The sequence below is a fragment of the Acinetobacter sp. S54 genome, from assembly GCF_016624945.1.
Lineage (GTDB): Bacteria > Pseudomonadota > Gammaproteobacteria > Pseudomonadales > Moraxellaceae > Acinetobacter.
On record NZ_JACVUI010000001.1, the window covers coordinates 252,434 to 277,135 of the forward strand.

Annotated in this window: 18 protein-coding genes and 2 tRNA genes; 12 read left to right on the forward strand and 8 right to left on the reverse strand. The window is 40.7% G+C overall.

Going from position 1 to position 24,702, the window contains the following annotated elements; all coding sequences use genetic code 11:
- Nucleotides 1-376 precede the first annotated feature (376 nt).
- Complete coding sequence (locus IAE20_RS01155; protein WP_200481659.1) at nt 377-2,734, forward strand: Tex family protein; 2,358 nt, start codon at nt 377-379, stop codon at nt 2,732-2,734.
- 80 nt (nt 2,735-2,814) lie between these two features.
- Here the strand turns inward: IAE20_RS01155 and IAE20_RS01160 are convergent, their stop codons facing one another.
- Nucleotides 2,815-3,705, reverse strand: coding sequence for an SDR family NAD(P)-dependent oxidoreductase (locus tag IAE20_RS01160; protein WP_200459109.1), 891 nt, complete (start codon nt 3,703-3,705; stop codon nt 2,815-2,817).
- A gap of 280 nt (nt 3,706-3,985) precedes the next feature.
- The gene (locus tag IAE20_RS01165) at nt 3,986-5,269 is read right to left on the reverse strand and encodes an O-acetylhomoserine aminocarboxypropyltransferase/cysteine synthase family protein (protein ID WP_200481658.1); all 1,284 of its coding nucleotides are present in this window, start codon (nt 5,267-5,269) and stop codon (nt 3,986-3,988) included.
- Nucleotides 5,270-5,624: 355 nt separating this feature from the next.
- Here IAE20_RS01165 and IAE20_RS01170 point away from each other — a divergent pair, with 355 nt between their 5' ends.
- Both IAE20_RS01170 and ettA read left to right on the forward strand, forming a co-directional pair.
- Nucleotides 5,625-7,346 carry a thiamine pyrophosphate-dependent enzyme gene (locus IAE20_RS01170; protein ID WP_200481657.1) on the forward strand — a complete coding sequence of 574 codons (1,722 nt, stop codon included), beginning with the start codon at nt 5,625-5,627 and terminating at the stop codon, nt 7,344-7,346.
- A 219-nt stretch (nt 7,347-7,565) separates the two neighbouring features.
- The gene (gene ettA, locus IAE20_RS01175) at nt 7,566-9,227 is read left to right on the forward strand and encodes an energy-dependent translational throttle protein EttA (protein ID WP_200459112.1); all 1,662 of its coding nucleotides are present in this window, start codon (nt 7,566-7,568) and stop codon (nt 9,225-9,227) included.
- 73 nt (nt 9,228-9,300) lie between these two features.
- Here ettA and IAE20_RS01180 read toward each other — a convergent pair whose 3' ends face one another.
- Nucleotides 9,301-9,744, reverse strand: a complete 444-nt coding sequence (locus IAE20_RS01180; RefSeq protein WP_200481656.1) for a tetratricopeptide repeat protein — start codon at nt 9,742-9,744, stop codon at nt 9,301-9,303.
- A 249-nt stretch (nt 9,745-9,993) separates the two neighbouring features.
- Here IAE20_RS01180 and IAE20_RS01185 point away from each other — a divergent pair, with 249 nt between their 5' ends.
- The 5 genes from IAE20_RS01185 (at nt 9,994) to IAE20_RS01205 (ending at nt 17,317) form a co-directional block, all read left to right on the forward strand.
- Nucleotides 9,994-10,401: a cation efflux protein, CzcI-like gene (locus tag IAE20_RS01185; RefSeq protein WP_200481655.1), complete on the forward strand. Its 408-nt coding sequence runs from the start codon at nt 9,994-9,996 to the stop codon at nt 10,399-10,401.
- 56 nt (nt 10,402-10,457) lie between these two features.
- Complete coding sequence (locus tag IAE20_RS01190) at nt 10,458-11,861, forward strand: TolC family protein (RefSeq protein ID WP_200481654.1); 1,404 nt, start codon at nt 10,458-10,460, stop codon at nt 11,859-11,861.
- Nucleotides 11,861-13,090 carry an efflux RND transporter periplasmic adaptor subunit gene (locus IAE20_RS01195; protein WP_200481673.1) on the forward strand — a complete coding sequence of 410 codons (1,230 nt, stop codon included), beginning with the start codon at nt 11,861-11,863 and terminating at the stop codon, nt 13,088-13,090. Before IAE20_RS01190 ends, IAE20_RS01195 begins: the two co-directional genes overlap by 1 nt.
- Nucleotides 13,080-16,253, forward strand: a complete 3,174-nt coding sequence (locus tag IAE20_RS01200; RefSeq protein WP_200481653.1) for an efflux RND transporter permease subunit — start codon at nt 13,080-13,082, stop codon at nt 16,251-16,253. The genes IAE20_RS01195 and IAE20_RS01200 overlap by 11 nt, the downstream gene beginning before the upstream one ends.
- A gap of 116 nt (nt 16,254-16,369) precedes the next feature.
- Nucleotides 16,370-17,317 carry a cation diffusion facilitator family transporter gene (locus tag IAE20_RS01205; RefSeq protein ID WP_200459118.1) on the forward strand — a complete coding sequence of 316 codons (948 nt, stop codon included), beginning with the start codon at nt 16,370-16,372 and terminating at the stop codon, nt 17,315-17,317.
- A gap of 33 nt (nt 17,318-17,350) precedes the next feature.
- On the opposite strand, the gene IAE20_RS01210 is transcribed toward IAE20_RS01205, so the two are convergent.
- The 5 genes from IAE20_RS01210 to IAE20_RS01230 form a co-directional block, all read right to left on the reverse strand.
- Nucleotides 17,351-17,689, reverse strand: a complete 339-nt coding sequence (locus IAE20_RS01210; protein WP_200459119.1) for a zinc-ribbon domain-containing protein — start codon at nt 17,687-17,689, stop codon at nt 17,351-17,353.
- Nucleotides 17,690-17,787: 98 nt separating this feature from the next.
- Nucleotides 17,788-17,863: transfer RNA gene (locus IAE20_RS01215), tRNA-Glu, on the reverse strand.
- A 25-nt stretch (nt 17,864-17,888) separates the two neighbouring features.
- Nucleotides 17,889-17,964 (reverse strand) — tRNA-Ala (locus IAE20_RS01220).
- Between the two features lie 57 nt (nt 17,965-18,021).
- Entirely contained in the window at nt 18,022-19,530 is a 1,509-nt protein-coding gene (gene gltX, locus IAE20_RS01225; RefSeq protein ID WP_200481672.1) for a glutamate--tRNA ligase, read from the reverse strand.
- Nucleotides 19,531-19,654: 124 nt separating this feature from the next.
- The gene (locus IAE20_RS01230) at nt 19,655-19,948 is read right to left on the reverse strand and encodes a DUF4179 domain-containing protein (protein WP_200481652.1); all 294 of its coding nucleotides are present in this window, start codon (nt 19,946-19,948) and stop codon (nt 19,655-19,657) included.
- 386 nt (nt 19,949-20,334) lie between these two features.
- On the opposite strand from IAE20_RS01230, the gene IAE20_RS01235 reads away from it, so the two are divergent.
- From IAE20_RS01235 to ftsI, 4 genes are all read left to right on the forward strand, one after another.
- On the forward strand, nt 20,335-21,339 hold the full coding sequence (locus tag IAE20_RS01235; RefSeq protein ID WP_200459121.1) for a sulfate ABC transporter substrate-binding protein: 1,005 nt from the start codon (nt 20,335-20,337) through the stop codon (nt 21,337-21,339).
- Nucleotides 21,340-21,606: 267 nt separating this feature from the next.
- Nucleotides 21,607-22,518 (forward strand): 16S rRNA (cytosine(1402)-N(4))-methyltransferase RsmH, encoded by a 912-nt coding sequence (gene rsmH / locus IAE20_RS01240; protein WP_200459122.1) that lies wholly within the window; start codon nt 21,607-21,609, stop codon nt 22,516-22,518.
- A gap of 11 nt (nt 22,519-22,529) precedes the next feature.
- The gene (ftsL, locus tag IAE20_RS01245) at nt 22,530-22,862 is read left to right on the forward strand and encodes a cell division protein FtsL (protein ID WP_200459365.1); all 333 of its coding nucleotides are present in this window, start codon (nt 22,530-22,532) and stop codon (nt 22,860-22,862) included.
- Between the two features lie 10 nt (nt 22,863-22,872).
- Entirely contained in the window at nt 22,873-24,699 is a 1,827-nt protein-coding gene (gene ftsI / locus IAE20_RS01250; RefSeq protein WP_200459123.1) for a penicillin-binding protein PBP3, read from the forward strand.
- Nucleotides 24,700-24,702: the final 3 nt, after the last annotated feature.

Sequence of the window (24,702 nt, forward strand, 5' to 3'; positions counted from 1 at the left end):
TTTATATTCTTTGACTAAATCCTTGTTTTTTTAATTAAAATTAAATAAATATGCATTATTCTTCATCGTTAAAAGAATAGATTGTCATATTTTGCTTATATTCATATGAAAATTTATAGAAACAGGATGCTTTCTTTTCTATCTAAAAGGCATTGGCAAAAGCATCGGATTTTTAGGTAATGAATGGAGTAATGGCTAAAAGAGACTTTTTTTGTGATGAAAAGTTGAGCTAGAATAAATAAAAATGCCTAAAAATTGAAAAAAATGCAGGTTTAATTCAAAATTTCGTTTTTAATACGCAAAACAATTGTGGATTTTATAGACTCGGTCTTTATAATCATTGCTTTTAAACTTTAGCCTTGTGGAATCAAATACGATGACTGACTTAGTTCAGCAGTTGGCAAGCGAACTTGCCGTACGTCCAAACCAAGTAGAAGCTGCCATTCGTTTAATTGATGAAGGTGCTAGCGTTCCATTTATTGCACGTTACCGTAAAGAAGTAACGCAGGGTTTGGATGATACACAACTGCGCCAGTTAGATACCCGCTTGGCTTATTTACGTGATTTGTATGAACGTCGTGAGAAAGTCATCGAGTCATTAAAAGAACAAAACAAGTTATCGGATGATTTATTAGCACGGGTCAATGCGGCTGAAACTAAAAATGCGCTCGAAGAAATCTATGCGCCCTATCGTCCAAAACGTACCAGTAAATCGTTTAAAGCCAAAGAAGCTGGTCTTGGGCCTGCCGCAGAAAAAATTCTGCATGAAAATGTTGAACCTGTAGATGCTTTAGCAGGCTTTAGCCATGAAGATTATCCAGATGCTGAAAGCCAATTGGATGCCGTACAGCATATTATTATTGATGAATGGGCACAAAATATTGCCCTAACGACAGAGCTGAAGGCAGTGTTTGCCAAAAGTGCGCTGTTAAAAAGCGCAGTTGCGTCAGAAGAGAAAAAAGAAGTTGGCAAAAAATTTCGCGATTATTTTGAATTTTCAGAAAATCTGAATAAAGTCCCATCTCATCGCCTATTAGCGATGCTACGTGGTCGTCAGGAAAATGTATTGGGTTTAAAAGTTGATGGTGAAGATGAAGCACCTTTGGCACGTATTGAGACCGAATATAATCTTGACCAAATTCAACCTCAAGCTCGTCAGGAATTTTTAAAGCAAACTGCTAAATTATTCTGGCTTGGTAAAATCCGTCCTCAAATTGAACATTCACTTTTGACTGAAAAACGTTTGGCAGCAGAAGCAGAAGCAATGGATGTATTTGCTGAAAACTTACGTCATTTATTATTATCTGCTCCAGCGGGTGGGCGTACTACATTAGGTGTAGACCCTGGGATTCGTACGGGTGTGAAGCTTGCAGTAGTGAGCGATGCGGGTGATGTTTTGGCGTACAGCACTATTTATCCATTTGCGCCAAAAGAAGACAAAGAAGGTTCAATCACTGAGTTGGCCCGTTTATGTCGTGAATATAATGTTGATCTGATTGCGATTGGCAATGGCACAGCAAGTCGTGAGACCGAAGCCGTTGTAGCAGAAATGATGGCAGCAAACTCTGACTTAAAATTGACGCGAGTTTCGGTCAGTGAAGCGGGTGCATCTGTATATTCAGCCAGTGAATTGGCCGCATCCGAATTGCCTGAGTTAGATGTCTCAATTCGTGGTGCAGTATCGATTGCGCGTCGTTTGCAGGATCCGTTGGCTGAGCTAGTTAAAATCGATCCAAAATCGATTGGTGTGGGTCAATACCAGCATGATGTGAACCAGACTGGTTTGGCTAAAACTCTGGATGCCGTTGTTGAGGATTGTGTAAATGCGGTAGGTGTGGACGTGAATACTGCATCTTCAGCTATTTTGGGGTATATCGCAGGTTTAAATAAAGCGATTGCTCAACAGATTGTAGAATACCGTAAAGAAAATGGTCGTTTTGAAAATCGTCAAGCTTTGAAAAAAGTGCCACGTTTGGGGGAGCGTACTTTTGAACAGGCAGCAGGTTTCTTGCGTATTCAAAATGGTTCAGAACCGTTGGATGCATCTGCGGTACACCCAGAAAGTTATGGTTTGGTGGAAAAAATTGTAGAAGCCAAAGCAACTACAGTGAAAGACATTATTGGCAATACTGAAATTATTCGTCAGGTTAAAGCTGATGAATTTGTTGATGAAACGTTTGGTTTACCGACCATTCAGGATGTATTGACTGAACTTGAAAAACCGGGCCGTGATCCACGTCCAGAATTTCGCACAGCTAAATTCCGCGAAGACATTACTGAAGTAGCTCAATTAACTGAAGGCATGCAGCTTGAAGGGGTGGTGACGAATGTGACCAACTTTGGTGCATTTGTAGACGTTGGTGTACATCAGGATGGTTTGGTACATATTTCTGAATTGGCGAATGAGTTTGTTTCGGATCCTCATAAAGTAGTGAAACCGGGACAGATTGTCCAAGTGCGTGTGCTCACCGTCGACGCTGAGCGTAATCGTGTGAATTTAAGTATGCGCCCTGAAGGTTCACAGGCGCCTGCAAAAGCGCAGCGTCCACCGCGCCGTGATCAACAAGAGCCACGTGAAGAACGTAAACCTCAGGGGAAACGTCCTCCTCAGGCTGCTCGTCAAAATGATCAGTCAAAAAAACCACAACGTCCTAAGCAAGATAGGCCGCAGGAAAATAAAATCGGTGGTTTTGGTGCATTATTGTTACAGGCTGGGATTAAAGGGTCGAAGTAATTTTTTAATTAGCTCATCATAAAAAACCGCCAGTTTATTCCAGCTGGCGGTTTTTTTTATTGTCTCAATATATTAAAAATTTACCAATGCTCTCCTGGAAAAATTCGAGCATAAGCTTTTTGCATCCAGTTGAGTTTTTCCTGCTTTTTCCCCACTGCCGCATCTGAACTTGGGAACAAATTAAAGCCAATCGACATAAATAAATTGTTCACTTCAGGCACCAAAGAATAGGTAATAGAAGCTAGACGACCTAAATTAGTCGCAATACGTTTAGGACGTTTAACCACCGCATAAGCGACTAGATCGGCGGCCTGTTCAGGTGAAAGCGTTGGAACATAATTATAAATTTTGGTCGGCGCAATCATTGGAGTGCGTACCAATGGCATGTAGATAGAGGTAATGGAAATCTTATGTGAATGAACTTCCGCAGATAGACAACGACTAAAGGCATCCAATGCAGCTTTCGAGGCAACATAAGCGGAAAAGCGAGTCGCATTTGCCAGAACACCAATCGAGCTGATGTTGATAATTTGACCACCTTTGCGGTTAATCATATGAGGCAAAATATTTAAAACCAAGCGCACTGCACCAAAGTAATTGAGTTGCATGGTACGTTCAAAATCGTGAAAACGATCAATCGATTCATGAACTGCACGACGGATAGAACGTCCTGCATTATTGATAAGAATATCAATATGTTCGACCTGTTCCATAATTTGCTTGGCAACTTTGTCAATGCCATCCATATCGCTTAAATCGCATGGAAAGATTGAAGCTTTTCCACCTGCTTCAATAATCTCGGTTTGTACTTGTTCCAATGTTTCCTGAGTACGTGCCAGTAGTAGCACATGAGCACCTGCCGCTGCCATTTTCTTTGCGACCGTTAAACCGATGCCACTGGATGCACCAGTAATCAGAACGACTTTATTTTTGACTTTCTCTTGAAAAAGAGTTTCAAGTTTTTTATTCACGCGTTTTTCCCTGAGCTCGGAAGTTGATCCGAAAGCTTTACTTGTTTTTTTACCATCTGGATTTTTGGTGAAGAACTTTATTCAACCAAAGTCTAGTTCATTATTATTGGATTTAATTTTTAAAAAGTCTATATTTAAGTGTATGAATTTACAAATGTTTTTAGAGTAATTGCTCTAATTTTATTCTATGGTTAATAGACTTTTAACATAAAAAAGTAGGGATGCAAAATAAAAAAAGTCCGTTCTTGGACGGACTTAAATATGACGGGTTAAATTTTATTTAAACGGTGGCTAGAGCTTGTTCCAGATCGGCGATTAGATCATCAATATGTTCAATACCCACAGATAAACGCACCATATCTTCGCTTACACCTGCAGCTTTTAGTTCTTCTGCATTAAGTTGGCGATGAGTTGTGGTTGCAGGATGACAAGCCAGACTTTTTGCATCCCCAATGTTGACCAGACGTGTAAATAGTTGAAGTGCATTAATAAAACGCGTTCCACCTTCACGGCCATCTTGTACGCCAAATGAAAGAATGGCAGAGGGTTTCCCTTTCACGTATTTTTGTGCCAGTGCATACTGTGGATGATCTTTTAGGCCAGCATAATTGACCCATTTAACTTTAGGATGTTGTTTTAAATATTCGGCAACTTTAAGCGCATTTTCAGTATGGCGCTCCATGCGTAAAGATAAGGTTTCTAATCCTTGCAAAATAAGGAATACACTTAATGGACTAATCGCTGCGCCAGTATTGCGTAAAGGGACGACTCGCGCACGACCAATATAAGCAGCAGGGCCTAAAGCTTCGACGTAATTTACACCATGATAGCTTGGGTCAGGTGTATTTAGGACTTTAAAATGATCAGGATATTGTCCCCATGCAAATTTGCCACTATCTACAATAACACCCCCAATGCTATTACCATGTCCCCCAATATATTTGGTCAGTGAATGCACAATAATATCTGCGCCAAAATCAAAAGATTTCTGTAATACAGGTGTTGCCACGGTATTATCTACAATGACAGGTACGCCATATTCATGAGCGATTTTGGAAATAGCTTCCAGATCAATAATATTACCTAATGGATTTCCAATTGACTCGACAAAAACCAGTTTAGTTTTATCATCAATTAATGTGCGTAAACTCTCTGGTTGTTGGTAATCAAAAAAACGTACCTCAATGCCTTGTTTAGGTAAAGTATGTGCAAATAAATTATAAGTACCACCATAAAGCGTTGAAACTGAGGCAATATTGTCGCCCGCTTCAGTAATAGTTTGGATGGCATACGTAATCGCTGCCATACCAGAAGCTAATGCCAATGCACCGATTCCCCCCTCAAGTGCAGCAATTCGTTGTTCCAATACTGCCGTGGTGGGATTCATAATACGGGTGTAAATGTTCCCCTGAACTTTTAGATCAAATAAATCGGCCCCATGTTGAGTATTATCAAAAGCATAAGAAGTGGTTTGATAAATCGGAACCGCAACAGCTTTGGTGGTTAGTTCTGGTGAATAGCCTGCATGGATGGCAAGAGTTTCGTCTTTATAAGTTTGTGTCATTATCATGTCCATTGAAGCGTGAAATTTAAGCAAGCTTCTTTTTTATCATATTCTATATATTTAATTTATATATTTTTGTGGAACAGTCAGCATTTTTTTTAATATCAATTTGTTGCAAACATATGATTGTTTTAAATCAATAAAATAAACCATTTAAAGAATTAATAACGCTTAAATTATTACATGTGAGGAGACATTTTATAGGGTATTAAAACAACGTAATAGAGTTTTAAGATTCGGCTTACATGATGTTTAGATAAGCTCACAAAAACCTACTGGCGATTACTCCACAGCAAGGCCACCATAAAAACAAAAGCGATTCAATGCATGATAAAAAAACTGGAGAAGTCACATAATGAGTACTCAAAAAGTATCTGATATTATTATCGAAGTGCTTGAGCAGGCAGGCGTACAGCGTTGTTATGGTATTGTCGGTGATACTCTAAATCACGTCACCGACTCGATGTCAAAAAGCAATATAGAATGGATTCATGTCCGGCATGAGGAAGTTGGTGGTTTTGCTGCTGGTACAGATGCATTATTGAGTGGCCATTTAACCGCATGTGCAGGATCGTGTGGGCCAGGTAGTCTGCATTTTATTAATGGTTTATATGAGTCTCATCGTAATCGTGCGCCAGTAATTTTAATCGCTAGCCAGATTTCGACTGAAATGGCTGGTTTTATTGATTTCCCACAATACGTCGATTTTAAATCGGTTTATGCAAAAACATCTGTTTTCTGCGAGGAAATCACTCAACCCTCTCAGGCACGACATATCATGAGTATGGCCTGCCAAGCGGCTTTAACCAAACGTGGTGTTGCTGTGGTGATTGTGCCTGCCAATATTAGCGAAGCCTCGGCAGAGGCAGGTTTGCCATTTATTTCACATCGTACTGAGCCTGACATTCTACCGAGTAAGTCAGAACTCATGCAAATAGTTGATCTGATTGGTCAACATCATAAAATTGGGATCTATGCAGGGGCTGGCTGCGAAGGTGCACACGATCAGTTGGTCGCTTTTGCCGAAAAATTAAAAGCACCAATCGCTCATACCTCGCGAGCCAAAGACTTTGTGGAATACGATAATCCCTACAATATGGGGATGACGGGAATTTTTGGCAATAAAGCAGGTTATCACACCTTAATGGATTGTGATTTGTTAATTCTGCTGGGGGCGGATTTTGCTTGGGCACAATACTATCCAAACCACGCTAAAATTGTGCAAATTGATATTGATCCAACTCATTTAGGACGCAGACACCCGATTACATTAGGTGCAGTCGGCAAAATTTCATCTACTTTAAATGCGTTATTACCCTTGCTAGAAACTCGACAAGATCGAGATTTTCTGGATCATTGTCTAGAGCTGAAACGTCACAGTGATGAAGTCAGACATAAAGAGGAACGGATAGGTAAAGATGGTTTGATCCATCCGCAATATTTGGTATCGTTGCTAAACCGTTATGCCAATGATGATGCAATTTTCTTTGGAGATGGCGGTTCGCCAATGGTTTGGGTGTTACGTCATATTGATGTAAATGGTCAACGTCGAACCTTTACCAGCTTATTGCATGGCACGATGGCCAATGCTATGCCACAGGCTTTAGGTGCCCAAAAAGCCTTTCCAAAGCGACAGATCATTGCTTTATGTGGCGATGGTGGTTTAGCCATGTTACTTGGTGATCTGCTTACGACTATTCAGGAAAAGCTCCCGATTAAAATCGTGGTGTTTAATAATAGTTCGCTGAATTTTGTTGAACTCGAACAAAAAGTAGAGGGACTGCTTGATCATTATACTGATCTACTGAACCCTGATTTTGGTCAGCTTGCAACGGTGATTGGTTTGCATGGGAAAACAGTGACGCATGGCGATGGACTAGAGCAGGCAGTGGAGAACTTTTTAAAACATGATGGGCCTGCTTTACTGGATGTGCATACCAATCCGATGGAATTAGTAATGCCACCTGATCCGAATCTTAATCAAGTTTCTTCAACCTCACTGTATGCGATTAAAGCCCTAATGTCAGGTCGTGTTGAGGATGTAAAGGATTTATTGTTGAATAACTTTGTAAAATAAATCGTGACTAAAATAACGGTATAACAGGGTTTTATTTAAAAAAATGCATGGAATAGCTCCCTGCATTTTTTATATCACGAAGCAATTTAGCTGACATTTATCAGTTATAAATTCTGATTAAACTCAATCATGCCTTATTTTTTTGCAGTATTCAGCATATAATAGCTGCTATTTTTTCGCTCAGTGCGATGTATTGGTTTTTCTATTGAGGAGTCCTAAGTGGCCCAATATATTTATACGATGAACCGAGTCTCCAAAATGGTTCCGCCAAAGCGCGAAATCCTTAAGGATATCTCTTTATCATTTTTTCCGGGTGCCAAAATTGGTGTGCTCGGCTTAAACGGTGCAGGTAAATCGACTTTGCTCCGTATTATGGCGGGCGTGGACAAAGATTTCTCAGGTGAAGCGCGTGCGCAGCCGGGTATTAAAATTGGTTATCTTGAGCAAGAACCACCCCTTGATCCAAATAAGGATGTGCGTGGCAACGTAGAAGATGGTGTACGCGAAGCACTCGATGCTCTTGAGCGTTTAGATCAGGTTTTTGCTGAATATGCTGATCCTGATGCTGATTTTGATAAACTTGCCAAAGAACAAGAAAAATTAGAAGCAATTATCCAGACATGGGATGCGCATAATTTAAATAATCAGTTGGAAATTGCAGCGAATGCCTTGAACCTTCCAGCATGGGATGCAGATGTATCTTTGCTGTCAGGTGGTGAACGTCGTCGTGTTGCATTGTGCCGTTTATTGCTTTCCAAGCCAGATATGTTGTTGCTGGATGAACCGACGAACCATTTGGATGCAGAATCAGTTTCTTGGTTAGAACGTTTCCTAAAAGATTTTCCGGGCACGATCGTGGCGATTACGCATGACCGCTATTTCTTGGACAATGTAGCTGAGTGGATCCTTGAGCTTGACCGTGGACATGGTATTCCTTATCAAGGTAACTATTCTTCTTGGTTGGAACAAAAGAATGCTCGTTTAGAGCAGGAACAAAAACAGGAAGAATCTTTTGCTAAAGCATTGAAAAAAGAACTTGAATGGGTTCGTTCAAATGCTAAGGGTCAACAAAAGAAAAACAAGGCGCGTATGGAGCGTTTTGAAGAGCTGAACTCGAAAGAATTCCAACAGCGTAATGAAACATCTGAGATCTATATTCCACCAGGCCCACGCTTGGGTAATAAAGTTGTGGAAGTGGAAGGTATCAGTAAATCATTTGATGGTCGTCTTTTGTACGAAAATTTAACGTTTACGGTTCCACCTACAGCGATTGTCGGAATTGTTGGTCCTAACGGTGCGGGAAAAACCACGTTATTCCGTATGATGACAGGTGAACAGCAACCTGATACTGGTACTGTGACTTTAGGTGATTCGGTTAAAGTCGCGTATGTCGGTCAGATTCGCGATACTCTAGATAATGATAAAACAGTTTGGGAAGAAGTTTCTGGCGGTTTGGATATCTTAAAAATCGGCGATTATGAAATCGCGTCACGAGCTTATATCGGTCGCTTTAATTTTAAAGGACAGGATCAGCAAAAACGTGTTGGGGAATTGTCTGGGGGTGAGCGTAATCGTTTACAACTCGCCAAGATCCTTCAGATGGGCGCGAACGTAATCTTGCTGGATGAACCATCGAACGATTTGGACATCGAAACTTTACGTGCACTTGAGGACGCAATTCTTGTATTCCCTGGCACTGTAATGGTGGTATCGCATGACCGCTGGTTCCTGGATCGTATCGCAACGCATATTTTGTCATTTGAGAATGAACAACCTGAGTTCTATACAGGGAACTATGCAGAATACGAAGCGTATCGTCAGTCACGTTTAGGCGAAGATGCTGTACAAAAACGCGGCAAATATAGAAAAATTACAGGATAATTTTCTATGCATAAAAAAACCAGCTTTCGAGCTGGTTTTTTTATGCACTTAATTTCTTAAACTATTGATTGAATTAAGAGAAGGCGAGTTGACTATAAGCATCATATAAACAGCGTTTAGCATCAGGATGACCATCTTTGGCAGCTCGTTTAAGCCAAGTTTCCGCTTTACTATAGTCACGATCCAGACCTAATTGACCATTCAAATAACCTATTCCCATTTTATACTCAGCTTCTGGATGACCACGCAGTGCGGATCGTAAAAAACACCAGATGGCATTGCGTTCATTGAGATAAGCAAAACTGGTTGTATAAGGTTGAACTTCATCATTTACATGGCGATAAATGTGATGACGCATAAAGTGTTGGTACTGGTCATTGAGTGCTAATTGTTCAAAATAGAGACCCTGTTGATATTCATGCTCTGCATCAGTATCTAAAAGTAAAAAGACATCATTTTTAGAGTCTTGAGCTTGAAACAACAGTGTCCATACTGTTTTTAGATAATCAAACTTCATATTACGCTCCTTGTTGCTCATAAACTAAGCTAACACTTTCAATATAGGCTAGTTTTTTAAAGAATGCATCCATTTCTTGTAACAAGCAGTGAGTTTGTTGGTCAACTTTAAAAAAGTGTTATGCTTCACATAAAAATCTTTCAAAGAGATGTAGTTTTGTTATAAAACATCGAGTATTTTGATGAAATGTAATTCTATTACACAGAGAGCAATTGCTATAGTAAGGCGCATTTTGAGTTGAAAGCATATATGAAGCGTTCAGTGTTTATTGCAATTTTGCTAAGTTTATTCATGTTCCAGAGTTTATGGAATGTGGCAGCAGCTTTTTGCGCGCATGAAAATGCTTCGGTTTCAAATCATACAAACCAGCCTTACCATTTTGGGCATCATTTAGATGTGAGTCTTTCTGTCAATCAGCATTCTGAGTCGAAGAGTCAAGGTGTTAAAAATATCACGGGAAACGTGCCTGCTGTCTGGATGGATCATCATGATCATTTACCAACCTGCATGCATATCGTGGTGGTTGAGATCAAACAAAATGCACCAGAACCCTCAAGAAGTGGTTACTTAACCCGATCAATTTATGATTGGGCGAATACTTATAAATCCCCACATCTCTCTAGATTTAACCCACCTCCTGTTTTAACCCCGCTATAGGTGGGGTAGCCGAAAAATAACCCACCTTTCTATATTTAAAGCGAAAGGGTTATTTTATGTACACATATATCTTTCAACAGGCAATGCTTACGGTATCGTCGAAAAAAACGATGCCGATGGCATTGCTTCTTGCATTGTTATCTTCCTCAGCGTTGACATGGGCTGAGGTTGATTTTTCACAGCAAAAACAGAGTTCTTCTGCCGAACCGTCGGCTATGAGTTTTATTCAGGTATTGGAAAAAGTGCGCCGACATCAGTCGAAGCTTGGCACTTGGCAAGTACAACAGAGCATGGCGGATGCGCATATGCAACAAAGCCGCGTCTGGGAAAATCCTACATTCTCAGTTCAGCAAACGGGATTTAACGCTGATCAGGATCGTGAGCTGGAATTTGGCATTTCACAAAAACTGGATGTGTTTGGTGAGCGTAAAGCTGCAACAAAACTAGCGCAGCTTCAACGTCAGCAGGTTGATTTAAATCAGACCCTCTATGAAGCACAACTTGAACTTGCGGTTAAAAATTTATGGTCACAAGTTGTCATTTTTGAAATGGAAAATCAAATTGCACAACGACAATTGGCCAATAGTCGGGACATTTTAGAAGCGACCCGCTTGCGTTATCAAGCAGGTAGCATTGCGCAAGTCGATCAGGATCGTACATTGATGACGCATATTGAAAATCAGCGTGCGGCCCAAGAGGTCGAATTAAACCTGAATATTGCCAGAAAACGTTTAGCTAATTTATGGGGTGAAACAGGGAACACATTTAGTTTAGATGCGAAGAATCAAAATGTATGGCCTAAACAAAATAAGGCTGATGTAGCAGATGATTTAAAGCAGAATTTATTCCAGCGTACGATTCAGCTCCAACTGCAACAACAACGTTCCAATGTGGACTATTTGAAGGCAAAACGTCGTCCTAACCCAACGCTAAATGTGGGGATGGTCAATAGTAAAAGCGCAGACAGTAATAACCGTGAACAACAGTTTCGGGTGGGATTGGAAATTCCATTGAATATTTTTGATCGTCAGCAGTATTCACTTCAGATCGCACAGATACAGCAAGATTTTTTATTGCAGCAACAACGTTTTTACAGTGAGCAAAATCTCAATCACATTGAAACATTACAGAGCGAACTTACGGGATTAAAACAACAATATGACCTAATGAGTGATCAGCAAATTCCTTTGTCTGAGGAAGTGCAAAGGAAAATGTTGGTGGGTTTTAAGGTTGGGAAATATGCGATTACCGATGTACAACAAGCCACAGCTCAATTGCAGGAACAGCGTTTAAAAAAGGTACAACTTCTTAAAAGCGCATGGCAAAAAGCCATAGAAACTGAAAGTCTGGCACTTGGCATCGTGCCCGAACAAGTCATGTCCAGTGATGCAATTAACCAAATGAATCGAACATTATGGCAAAACACCCGTAATTTTAATGTCATTTCAGGAGCCGAATGATGTCACTTAAAAATATTAAAAAACAATGGCTCTGGGTTGGGTTGGTGATGAGCACATGCATATTGTTCAGCCTGTGGATGGTGCTTAAGGATTCATCCAAAATAAATCAACAAACTGAAGATGGACATGGTGAAGCGGAATCGACTCACGCACATGATGAAAGAGAAGAAACAAAGCATTCTGAAGAAAGCAAAGCGCTGAATTTAACACCACAACAAATGTTGGAATTTGGCGTAAAATTAGCACAAGTTCAGTACGGCGCAGTTTCTCAATCTTTGGAGTATCCTGCCAAATTGATTGCCAATACCGATCAGCAGGCGCATGTGGCTTCAACTTTTACGGGACGTGTAGAAAGTGTCAATGTCCTGCTTGGACAACAGGTTAAGAAAGGCCAAGTTTTAGCAACTATTTTTATTCCAGAACTGGTTGATCAGCAGGCCACTCTGAGCATTGCTCAGGAAGTATTGACATTGGCGCAGCAGGACTACCAGCGTGAAAAGCAATTGTTTGATCAGGGTATTTCGGCACGACAAGATTATCAAAAGGCCTATAATGCCTATCGTCAGGCTCAGATTCAGGTGCAAGCAGCACGTACTCGTTTATCTGCTTTGGGGACAAGTGCGGGAAGTCAGGGGCGTTATGCTTTAAAAGCCCCTTTAAGCGGAGTGGTGAGTCAAAAGGATATTGTGGTCGGTGAATATATCACTTCAGATAAGCAATTGTTTGTGATTGATCAGCTCAATCAACTCTGGCTGGAATTTATTATGCCCAGTGCAGGCAGTGTCACGATACAGCCAAATCAGCAAATTGATTTTCGGTCATTACAAACTCAAAATAGCTTTAAAGCGCAGGTGCAAACTTTAACTACAGAAGCCGATAGTCAAACTGGTCGCTTACGGGTGCGGGCTAAAGTGCTAACACCTGCTCAAGAGTTACGTCCAAATTTAATGGTAAATGTAACGTTGCAGGCGCATGATGGCCAACCTGTACTTCGGGTCAGTAAGAATGCGATTCAGCAAGTTGATGGAAAATCGGTGGTTTTTGTTGCCAAAAGTGAAAAAAATCTGGTTCATTTTGAACCTATCGTGGTTGAGGTGGGAAATTATTCTAGTGATGGTCAATGGGTGGAGATTAAATCTGGTTTAACCACTAACCAGCAATATGTCAGTCAGGGCAGTTTTCTTTTGAAATCAGAGATGGAAAAAGGGGACGCTGAACATGGACACTAAATCAAAAATAGACTTTCCTTCTGCGCAAAGTCTATTTGATCGCATCATTCAATTTTCTATTCGTCATGCAATTTGGATCATGTTATTTACCCTGACATGGATTGCGGTGGGATTTTATAGCTATCAAAAATTATCCATTGATGCTGTGCCAGATATTACGAATGTGCAAGTACAGATTAACTCTCAGGCCACTGGTTTTACCGCAGCAGAAGTTGAGCAACGGATTACTTACCCGATTGAAAATGCGATGGGAGGAATCCCCAATCTGGAGCAAACCCGTTCTATTTCGCGTTATGGTTTATCTCAGGTCACTATTATTTTTAAAGATGGCACAGACATTTACTGGGCGAGACAACTGATTAATCAACGTTTGCAGGAAGTACAACGTGCCTTGCCGAATGACATTGATCCGCAAATGTCGCCGATTTCTACAGGATTGGGGGAAATTTATCAATGGGTGATTAAAGCCCAGCCAAATGCGAGAAAAGCCGATGGTCATACTTATACGGCAATGGATTTACGTGAGATTCAGGACTGGATTGTACGTCCACAATTACAACGGGTGGCAGGAGTAGCTGAGGTAAATAGTATTGGTGGCTATAATAAAACCTATATTGTTTCTCCAGATTTAAAGCGTTTTCAGCAATTACAGATTCCTGTCACAGATTTACAAAGGGCTTTAACTGAAAATAATGAAAATCGTGGTGCAGGCTTTCTAGAACAAAATGGTCAGCAATTGACCGTTCGTGTGCCAGGAACCTTAAATACGATTCAGGACATTGAAAATGTCATGCTGAGTCAAAAAAATGGTCTACCAATTCGTGTGGCAGATATAGCCACCGTCTCTATTGGGCATGATCTTAGAACAGGTGGAGCCACCTATAACGGTGAAGAAACGGTACTTGGTATTGCCATGATGATGATGGGGGAAAACAGTAAGACTGTTGCTCAGGCCCTCGATGATAAGATGCAAGAAATAAAGCGTTCCTTACCCACAGGAGTCGTCATTGAAACAGTGTATAACCGTAGTTCGCTGGTCGATAAAGCCATTCAAACGGTGGCCAAGAACCTGATCGAAGGCGCAATTCTGGTCATTGTGATCCTGTTTGTCTTTTTAGGTAATTTTAGGGCAGCGTTGATTACCGCTTGTATTATTCCATTATCGATGTTGTTCACCATTACAGGAATGGCGGAGCAGAATATCAGTGCCAATTTGATGAGTTTAGGTGCACTGGATTTCGGCATTATTGTCGATGGTGCGGTGGTGATTGTAGAAAACTGTATACGTCGTTTGGCGGAAGCCCAACATGTCAAAGGCAGGCTACTAACACGTCAAGAACGGTTTATTGAAGTTTTTAAGGCAGCTAAGCAAGCACGTCGACCGCTGATTTTCGGTCAATTAATTATTATGGTGGTATATCTGCCTATTTTTGCACTTTCTGGTGTAGAAGCCAAAATGTTCCATCCAATGGCAATGGCAGTGGTTCTGGCATTGATCGGTGCAATGATTTTATCCGTAACGTTTGTTCCGGCAGCAGTGGCGCTATGGGTAACAGGTGAAGTTAAAGAAAAAGAAAGTCGTTGGATGGAGATTTTAAAGTACAAATATGCCGATGTACTTAATCTGGCTTATCAGTTCAAATATGTGGTTGTTGCCTTAGCAATGGGCATTTTGGTTATAAGCGCTGCTATTTTTACACGAGTAGGTAGTGAGTTTGCACCCCAATTAAGCGAAGGAGATTTTGCGCTACAACTGATGCGCGCACCTAGTACAGGTATTGAAGAATCGTTGAAAATACAGGAACAGGTCGAGAAACAACTGCTTCAAAATTTTCCTGAGGTAAAAGCAATATTTGCCAGAACAGGAACGGCTGAAGTTGCAACTGATGTCATGCCACCTAATATTTCTGATGCGATCATCTTGCTTAAACCGCGTGAACAATGGCCAAAATCCACAGAAAATATCGATGAACTACGTAGCCGGATGGTGGCTTATGTTGAACATATTCCTGGTAATAATAGTGAGTTTTCACAACCGATTGAACTGCGCTTTAATGAGCTGATTTCAGGCATACGCAGTGACATTGGTGTGAAGGTCTTTGGCGATGATTTACAAGTTTTGAGCCAGGAAGCTGAGAAAATTGCACAAAAGCTGAGAACGATTGAGGGTGCCAGCGAAGTGAAGGTTGAACAAACCGAGGGTTTGCCTTTGCTAAATATCAATATTGATCACGCATTGGCGGCACAGTATGGCTTATCTGTTAAATCCATTCAGGATCTAGTGGCGACAAGTATGGGTGGACAGTCTGTTGGGCAGATTTTGCAAGGGGATCGCCGTTTTGATTTTGTGATTCGTTTAAGCGATGAGATGCGTACACCCCAGCAATTGGCACAATTAGCTATTCAACTTCCGAATGGTGGGTTAATTCAATTACAGGATATTGCTAAAGTTGAAAATATTCTGGGATTAGCTCAGGTAAGTCGTGAAAATGGTAAGCGTCGCGTGGTGGTCACGGCTAATGTGCGTGATCGTGATTTAGGTTCTTTTGTTAAAGAGATGCAAATAGAATTGGCACAGCAAAAACTACCAAGTGGTTATTGGTTAGGTTTTGATGGACAGTTTGAAAATCTGGCATCTGCCAAGGCACGAATGCAGATTGTAATACCTTTGGCCTTGATCATGATCTTTGTATTGCTGATGGCGGTGTTCCATAATTTTAAAGACAGTTTACTGGTTTTTAGCGGAGTACCTTTTGCTTTGTCAGGTGGATTAATAGCCTTGTGGTTACGTGATATTCCCTTATCTATGTCAGCTGGGGTTGGTTTTATTGCCCTCTCAGGTGTTGCGGTTTTAAATGGTCTAGTCATGTTGACCTTTATCAAAGAATTGCGTCAACAATATGATGCTGCATCAGCAACTTGGCGGGGTGCAGTATTGCGATTGCGTCCTGTACTGATGACTGCATGTGTGGCTTCATTAGGTTTTATTCCAATGGCTTTAGCCACAGGAACAGGAGCTGAAGTACAACGACCTTTGGCAACGGTCGTCATTGGTGGCATTATTTCTTCAACTTTATTGACATTGATCTTATTGCCTGTGGTTTATCGCTGGATTAATGAATCTGCAAACTCTTTGCAGCCAAAACCTGATCTGCCACACTGAAAAAAGTTTTAACTAAATTGTGCTATCTTCATGCACAAGTGATGCCTGAAGATAGCACATTAAAAAATAACAGGCTGCACTCAGAGTGGAGCATTTTGAAAAATAAGGAGTGACGCATGAGTGAACATCATGGGCATGACCATAGTCATGCCGTCGTGACGGAAGAAAATGCAAAAAAACTCACCATTGCTCTGGCACTGACGATCACATTTTTGATCGTTGAAGTAATAGCAGGGTTTATCACTCAAAGTCTGGCGTTATTGTCTGATGCTGCGCATATGTTTACTGATGCTGCTGCACTTGCTATTGCATTGGCTGCCATCAAAGTGGCTAAACGACCTGCCGACGATAAACGTACCTTTGGCTATCAGCGTTTTGAAATCTTAGCTGCATTATTTAATGCTTCTATGCTGTTTATGGTAGCAATTTATATTTTATTTGAAGCTTATCAGCGTTTTACTCATCCGCCCGAAATCCAGAGTGTGGGGATGATGATAGTGGCAATCATTGGGCTAATCATTAACTTGATTTCTATGAAAATTTTAGTGTCCAGTGCGCAAGATAGTCTAAATGTTAAAGGTGCTTATCTGGAAGTTTTAAGTGATGCTCTGGGTTCGGTGGGGGTGATCATTGGGGCTATTATTATCTACTTTACCCAATGGTATTGGGTCGATACGATTATTGCGGTTTTGATTGGGTTTTGGGTACTACCAAGAACATGGATATTATTGAAACAAAGTATCAATATTTTGCTGGAAGGTGTACCAGAGGAAATTGATATTGAACAATTACGCAATGATTTATTAGCGCTGGAGGGTGTAGAAAGTATTCACCAACTAAAGGTTTGGGCGATTACTTCAAAGAATGTTCATCTCACCGTACACTTATTTGCACCGCAAGCAGATCGTAATCAACTATATCGTAATGCCTATGAAATGCTATCGCATCAACACGGAATTTCTGAAATTACCTTACAGATTGAAGAAGATGAGTGTATTGTGCATGAGCATGAAGATAGTACGGGCCATCATCATAAACATGAAACCCAGAGCCATTCACATTAAAATGGCTCTTAAGCTATCTTAGCCAAAATTGAATTAAATTTGCCACTCGTGATGGCATTCGCGGCATTTCCAGTTTTTTTGCGATTGCATGAATGCCTGCATACTGAGTTTAAAGTTAGGCAGATCACGCCAGAACATGAGGCCTGCACCTGCCGCAACCACGAAAACGACCACAGTTGCAATCTGTAGTTTTGGGCCTGCACCGCTACCAAAAATCCACATGCCAATACTCATCAGCACTAGAAATAATAAAATGAAAATAGCAGGCAGTAAAATCACTAAACTTTTGGGAATCACTGGACGAGCCGAAGTTCCACCTTGCCCGACAGGCATAATTTTAACACTTTGACATTTTGGGCAACGGTACTGCATAAATGCTCCAGAATCCTATTTTTCTCTATTTTAACCAAGAGTTGCTAAAATAAAAATAATAAAAAAGCCGCTGTCTGTGCAGCGGCTTTTTAGAAATTTGGCGTCCCTACGGGGATTCGAACCCCGGTTACCGCCGTGAAAGGGCGATGTCCTAGGCCTCTAGACGATAGGGACTTATGAGGCAACACACTCTGAGATCTGGTGGAGCCAAGCGGGATCGAACCGCTGACCTCTACAATGCCATTGTAGCGCTCTACCAACTGAGCTATGACCCCAGTCTGTGTGAGCGCCATATTAGGGGTATTGTGTGAATGCGTCAATAAAAAAATTAATTATGCTTCATCAACTGCATCATTTTTCGGCAATTTTAATGATTCATTGAGCTTTTCCCAAACTTTGAGCTCTTTTTTACTTGGTGCCCCCACAATTTCAAGAGCGCGACGTAAACGAGCAAAGGTTAAATCTGGTCCAATCGTAACCATAGATTGCATGACAGGAGTTGAACTGGTTGAACCTGCAATCGCAATAAAGAATGCGGGCATAAAGTCACGTAATTTAACGTCCATTTGATTGGCCAAATCCATCAAAATCTGGCTAACCGTGTCATTATTCCACGCGAATTGGCTCTCTAGACGCCAGATGGCAAACTGAAGACTTTGGCGGACTTGTTCTTGCGTCAGTTTTTTGCTCTCAAACATCTCTGCCGTAATATTTGGCATATGATTGAAATAAAAACCAGCCCAATTTACCGCCTCTGAAAGTAAATGAATCCGTGGTTGAATTGCAGCAGCAATGTCTTCTAGCATTTTGCGATCATTTTTCCACGCTAATAAGCGATCAAGCAGTTGTCCCGGAGTGAGGGATTTAATCCATTGACCATTGAGCCAGTTAAGTTTTTCTACATCAAAAATAGGTCCGCCCAAAGACACACGTTGAATATCAAAATGTTTGATCATTTCATCTAAAGTAAAAACTTCACGTTCATCTGGCATTGACCAGCCCATACGTCCCAAATAGTTAAGCAAGGCTTCTGGCAATACGCCGATATCACGATAATAATTAATCGAGGTCGGATTTTTACGTTTGGATAATTTGGATTTGTCAGGATTGCGCAGTAATGGCATGTGACAAAGTACTGGCATTTCCCAACCGAAATATTGATATAACAATTGATGTTTTGGTGCCGATGGCAACCATTCTTCACCCCTTAATACATGGGTAATTTCCATCAAATGGTCATCGACGACATTGGCCAGATGATAGGTCGGTAAACCATCAGTTTTTAGTAGGACTTGCATATCTACCTGTGCCCATGGAATTTCCACTTCGCCACGTAATAAGTCATTGAAACGACAAATACCGTCTTCAGGCACTTTCATGCGAATAACGTGCGGTTCTCCTGCTGCCAGACGGCTTGCAACTTCTTCTTGCGAAAGTTTTAAACCACGACCATCATATTTTGGTGTTTCGCCACGCGCCATTTGTTCTGCGCGCATTTGATCGAGTTCTTCTGCTGTAGCAAAACAATAAAAAGCATGACCTTTTTCAATCAGATCCAATGCATATTGCTTATAAATTCCCATCCGTTCTGATTGGCGATAGGGTGCATGTGGACCACCAATATCTGGACCTTCAGCCCAATTCAAGCCTAACCAGCGTAGAGAGTCCAAAATCATTTTTTCTGATTCGGGAGTAGAACGAAGCTGATCGGTATCTTCAATACGTAGAATAAATTCGCCACCATGTTGTTTAGCAAAACAAAGATTAAACAAGGCAATATATGCGGTTCCCACATGTGGAAAACCTGTAGGAGATGGGGCAATACGCGTACGAACTTTCATCATTTAAAAATAAAATCAAAAAAGGAATTGGGCTTAGTATAACGGAAAAAGTCTGACGTCTTGACCATTATTTAAGTCAAAACTTGCCAGACTTTTTGTGAATTTTAATCAGCAATACGAAGAATTAAGACGTATGCGGTTGAAAAAAGGACTGTACAAAACGTGAGAAACGTTGATGTTGAGTTGCAAAGAAATTTTGGCTTGGTGCAACGCGAATGGTGTTTAGCATTTTAAGTTCATCATCTGTCGTCGGTAACGAGGATAGATTACGTTTTTGTTGATCCAATGCTTTTTCAATCAATACATTTTTTTCACTGGGTTTGATTTGAGTGTCTTTAATAACTGCGGCAGTGCTTATCTGAGAAAAAAGTCCCAAACTTAAACTTAAACCAATGACTTTAACTAACTGCATCTTCATGCAAATATCCCCCAGCATGTGTCTTTTTTTATCGCTGAACCACAAGTCTACAATAAAATGTAAACTAAAATAATTACTATTCAGCTATAAATATACAATAAAAATGCGTCTTATGTCACACTTTTTACAAAAATATAAAAAATATCAGTCAAGATGTTCCTTCATAGATACTTAATGCTACAACATCCTTCTTTTAACAAATCAATATGGATAAAGCATGAAGACATTTTAAAAACGTAAACTTCTTAAATATCAATTTGTATAAAATATAGTGTTATGAAGTTTAGCATAAAATGCGATATGTTTCTGAATATATTGTATAAGTATTTGATTGTAAAAATTTTATATTAAAATATAGTGAATAAAAATAATGTTAAGAGAAGGTTATGAATAAGATTTTATCCACAGTATTACTGGCATGGTTGGGGACAAGTGCAAGCGTGGCTTATGCGGCGACTTCTTTTTTAAATGTGTCTTATGATCCAACTCGTGAATTTTATCAGGAATATAATAAAAGCTTTGGTGAATATTGGAAAAAACGCACGGGACAAGATGTTGATTTTAAACAATCACATGGGGGATCAGGTAAACAGGCACGTGCTGTAATTGACGGGTTGCAGGCCGATGTTGTGACGTTGGCATTGGCCAATGACATTGATGAAATTGCCAATGCGGGCTTAATTAAAAAAAACTGGCAAAAAGAGTTTCCAAATAATTCAGCACCTTACACTTCCACCATCGTTTTTTTGGTACGCAAGGGTAATCCTAAGCAAATTAAAGATTGGAATGATTTGACCAAGCCCGGTGTTGAGATTATTACGCCGAACCCAAAAACAGGTGGCGCGCCACGTTGGATTTATTTAGCTGCGTGGGGATATGCGCTAAAACAACCTGGTGGCAATGATGCCAAAGCGCGTGAGTTGGTGAAAAAGCTCTATCACAATGTCAAAGTGCTAGATTCGGGGGCACGTGGTTCCCTGACTACCTTTGCAGAACGCGGCATTGGTGATGTGTTGTTGTCATGGGAGAACGAAGCTTTACTGGCGACGCAGCAAGGTTTGGGTAAAGATCAATATGAAATTGTTTATCCTTCCATTTCTATTTTAGCCGAACCTTCTGTCGCGATTGTCGATAAAACCGTAGATAAAGACGGTAACCGTACTTTAGCAAAAGGGTATTTGAATTATTTATATTCACCCCTAGGTCAGGATCTGGCTGCAAAATACAATTTTAGACCACGTGATGCCAAAGCAGCAGCCAAATATGCGGGCAAGTTTCCAAAAATTAAACTATTCACCATTGGTGATGTGTTTGGCGGATGGGCCAAGGCGCAAAAGACTCATTTTGTAAATGGTGCAATTTATGATCAAATTTCGGCTGAGAAACCTTAACTTCAAGATGCGATTTGATGTACAGAACCAATCTGGTTATAGATGATCAGATTGGTTTTTTTATGTGATAAAAATAATTTCCAAAAAAATTAAAACTCTTGATCATAATAAAAAGCAGTGGTTATTGTTTATTTGGTTCGAACATTGGCAAATAAAATGGTTTTGTCGATGCAAAATAATAATTCCCAACAAAAAGTCGTTTGGAGCTTTATCAAAACAAGGTAATAATGTGCAGTTAAATTTTTAGCTTTTAATGATCTTGTCCTTATGTCACATATTTCCGTTTTACTTCATGAAACTGTGGATGCTTTACTGGCTGAACGTAACACGGGAATTTATGTAGATGGCACTTTTGGTCGCGGTGGTCATACGCGAAATTTGCTAGATCGACTGGATGCTGATGCACGAGTTTATGCTTTTGATAAAGACCCTCAAGCTTTAGCCGTTGCTCATGAATTAGCGCAAACGGATTCCCGCTTTCAGATTATTCATGCCAGTTTTGCTGATCTGCAAAATGAACTGAATAAAATTGGAATTATGCAGGTGGATGGGATCATGGCAGATCTGGGCGTATCTTCGCCACAGTTGGATCAGGCAGAACGAGGTTTCAGTTTTATGCAGGATGGCCCGTTAGATATGCGCATGGACAATTCGCAGGGACAAACCGCAGCAGAATGGTTACTTGATATTAAAGAAGAAGACTTGGCCAATATTATTTATCAATATGGTGAAGAGCGATATAGTCGTCGTTTGGCCAAAGTGATTAAACAGGCAGGGTATATTGAAACTACGGGTCAATTGGCTGAATTGGTGAAAACTGCGCACCCAAAATGGGAAAAACATAAACATCCTGCAACGCGAACTTTTCAAGCCATTCGAATTGCGATAAATAAAGAGCTGGAAGATATTGAAATCTTTTTACCTCAAGCGGTAGAGTTGTTAAAACCGAAAGGCCGTTTAGCAGTGATTAGTTTTCATTCGCTGGAAGATCGTTTAATTAAGCAGTTTATTCAAAAAGAATCAACTTTGGCAGAGGATACAGGCTGGGGATTGCCTCAACAGCAAGTAGATACACGACGTTTAAAGAAAATTGCGCGACTACGTGCCAGTGAAGAAGAAGTAAAATCCAATCCACGCTCACGCAGTGCATGGCTTAGGGTTGCCGAACGATTAGTATGAAAAGGCAAATAATGGAAGCAGAAGATCAAACACCATCCGCAAATAAAACGACTTTTAGAAGAGTGGTTACTTATGCAATCTTAATCATTTTGGTGTTTATTAGTGCCATGATGGTGGTATTTCAGGTATTTGAATATCGTCATGATTATCGTGATTTAAGTACGTATATGCGTGAGAAAGATGATCTCAATGCGGAATGGGGACGTCTACTGATTGAGCAGCAAACCTTTGGTGCGACTGCTCAAATTGGAACACGTGCCGTAACACAATTACGGATGTTTTCTCCTCCTGCTGCACAAACCGTAGTAATTTCATTACCCATGACTCCAGAGCAAAAAAAGTAAGGCATGCTGTATGGTAGATAAGCGAATTAAGCAAACACGAAAAAAACAGCAGTCCATTACTGAAAAGCCAACACTTGCTTTTGATATGTGGCGTTTTTATTTGCTTTGGGGCACGGTACTTTTATGCTTTGTGGTGTTGGTAGCGCGGGCATTTTATGTGCAGGTGGTTAATAAAGACTTTTTGCAAAACAAAGCCAATGCCAATATCTTGCGTACCGAACAGTTAAAATCGATGCGCGGTGTCATTAGTGATCGGCATGGTGTGCCACTCGCGATTAGTACCCCCATTATGAATGTGGTGATTGATCCGCGGGACTACTTTGAAGCCAAAAAGCAATTTGACGAAATTACTGCAAAAATCAAGCAAGAACCTGAAAATGCACGTCGTTTAAGAAGAGAATTACCCGATAAAAACTTAAATCTGGATGAATTAGCAGATGTTGTGGGTATTGATCGAGCAAGCTTAAAGAAAATGATGAATGACCGTCCTCGTTCACGTTATCTGGTACTAAAAAAAGAAGTACCGCCACAGCAGACCGATATCATTTTGAAGCGTAATTTTCAGGGCGTTTATACTGAAAAGAATTACAAACGCTATTATCCACAACCTCAACCAAATGCCCAGATTATTGGATTGACCAATAATGATGGCAAAGGGATTGAAGGGCTGGAAATGCAGCTCAATAAACAACTATCAGGTATTGACGGTGAGCAAAAAATTATTCGGGATAAGCACGGTAATCGCCTTAAAATCTCCGAAGTGATTAAAGAAGTTCAGCCAGGTGAAAACGTCACTTTAAGTATCGACTCACGTTTACAATACATTATGTATCGCGAATTAACTGCTGCTGGCGTGGCTAACAATGCACGCTCTGCATCAGCGATTGCAGTTGATGTTAAAACGGGTGAAATTCTGGCCATGAGCAGTTGGCCATCCTATAACCCAAATGATAAAAATGGCCTGTCTAACAAAGATGCCATGCGTAACCGTGGTGCGATTGACATGTTTGAGCCGGGCTCAACCATGAAGCCGTTTACCATTTCTGCTGCATTAGAAACAGGACAATACACTCCAAATAGTATTGTGAATACATCACCGGGTTCAATGAAACTGGGTTGGCATACCATTCGTGATACGCATAATTACGGTACATTAACTGTTAGCGGCGTGATTATTAAATCCTCTAACGTAGGTTCTGCCAAAATTGCACTGTCTTTACCAAAAGATACCTTACCTACTTTTTTCCGCCGTGTCGGATTCGGACAGCGTTCAGCAGTTAAGTTTCCAGGTGAAAGTGGAGGCTTATTACTACCTGCCAATCGTTTAAATCCTTCACAATTGGGGACTATGGCTTATGGCTACGGCTTGAATGCGACGATTTTGCAGGTAGCACAGGGGTATGCGATGCTTGCTAATCATGGGATGAAAATGCCTCTTAGCTTGCGTAAATTGGATGAAGCTCCTAAAGGTGAACAAGTGCTTTCACCCAAAATTGCTGATGAAGTCTTATTGATGTTAGAGCAAGTGACCATGCCGGGTGGCACGGCGCGACAAGCCAATATTCCAGGCTATCGTGTAGGGGGTAAAACAGGGACAGCGCATAAATTACGTGCAGATGGGAAGGGCTATTCCAATAGTGAATATCGAGCTTTATTTGCTGGAGTTGCACCCGTCAGTGATCCTCGTCTGGCGATCATTGTGGTCGTGGAAAACCCGCAGGGTCGTTATTATGGTGGTCTGGTGGCGGCACCTGTGTTTGCCAAAATTATGCAGGAATCATTACGTCTCATGAATGTGCCGTTGGATAAGCCACTTGATACTCCAGCCATTCAGTAATTA

Excerpts from the sequence above, each read along its gene's own strand:
- rsmH (WP_200459122.1), top strand. The coding sequence starts at position 21,607 with ATGTCACATATTTCCGTTTTACTTCATGAAACTGTGGATGCTTTACTG.
- IAE20_RS01190 (WP_200481654.1), top strand. The coding sequence starts at position 10,458 with ATGTACACATATATCTTTCAACAGGCAATGCTTACGGTATCGTCGAAA.
- ftsI (WP_200459123.1), top strand. The coding sequence starts at position 22,873 with ATGGTAGATAAGCGAATTAAGCAAACACGAAAAAAACAGCAGTCCATT.
- IAE20_RS01200 (WP_200481653.1), top strand. The coding sequence starts at position 13,080 with ATGGACACTAAATCAAAAATAGACTTTCCTTCTGCGCAAAGTCTATTT.
- IAE20_RS01230 (WP_200481652.1), bottom strand. The coding sequence starts at position 19,948 with ATGAAGATGCAGTTAGTTAAAGTCATTGGTTTAAGTTTAAGTTTGGGA.
- IAE20_RS01180 (WP_200481656.1), bottom strand. The coding sequence starts at position 9,744 with ATGAAGTTTGATTATCTAAAAACAGTATGGACACTGTTGTTTCAAGCT.
- IAE20_RS01195 (WP_200481673.1), top strand. The coding sequence starts at position 11,861 with ATGTCACTTAAAAATATTAAAAAACAATGGCTCTGGGTTGGGTTGGTG.
- IAE20_RS01170 (WP_200481657.1), top strand. The coding sequence starts at position 5,625 with ATGAGTACTCAAAAAGTATCTGATATTATTATCGAAGTGCTTGAGCAG.
- IAE20_RS01205 (WP_200459118.1), top strand. The coding sequence starts at position 16,370 with ATGAGTGAACATCATGGGCATGACCATAGTCATGCCGTCGTGACGGAA.
- IAE20_RS01210 (WP_200459119.1), bottom strand. The coding sequence starts at position 17,689 with ATGCAGTACCGTTGCCCAAAATGTCAAAGTGTTAAAATTATGCCTGTC.
- IAE20_RS01235 (WP_200459121.1), top strand. The coding sequence starts at position 20,335 with ATGAATAAGATTTTATCCACAGTATTACTGGCATGGTTGGGGACAAGT.
- ftsL (WP_200459365.1), top strand. The coding sequence starts at position 22,530 with ATGGAAGCAGAAGATCAAACACCATCCGCAAATAAAACGACTTTTAGA.
- gltX (WP_200481672.1), bottom strand. The coding sequence starts at position 19,530 with ATGAAAGTTCGTACGCGTATTGCCCCATCTCCTACAGGTTTTCCACAT.
- IAE20_RS01155 (WP_200481659.1), top strand. The coding sequence starts at position 377 with ATGACTGACTTAGTTCAGCAGTTGGCAAGCGAACTTGCCGTACGTCCA.
- IAE20_RS01185 (WP_200481655.1), top strand. The coding sequence starts at position 9,994 with ATGAAGCGTTCAGTGTTTATTGCAATTTTGCTAAGTTTATTCATGTTC.
- IAE20_RS01165 (WP_200481658.1), bottom strand. The coding sequence starts at position 5,269 with ATGACACAAACTTATAAAGACGAAACTCTTGCCATCCATGCAGGCTAT.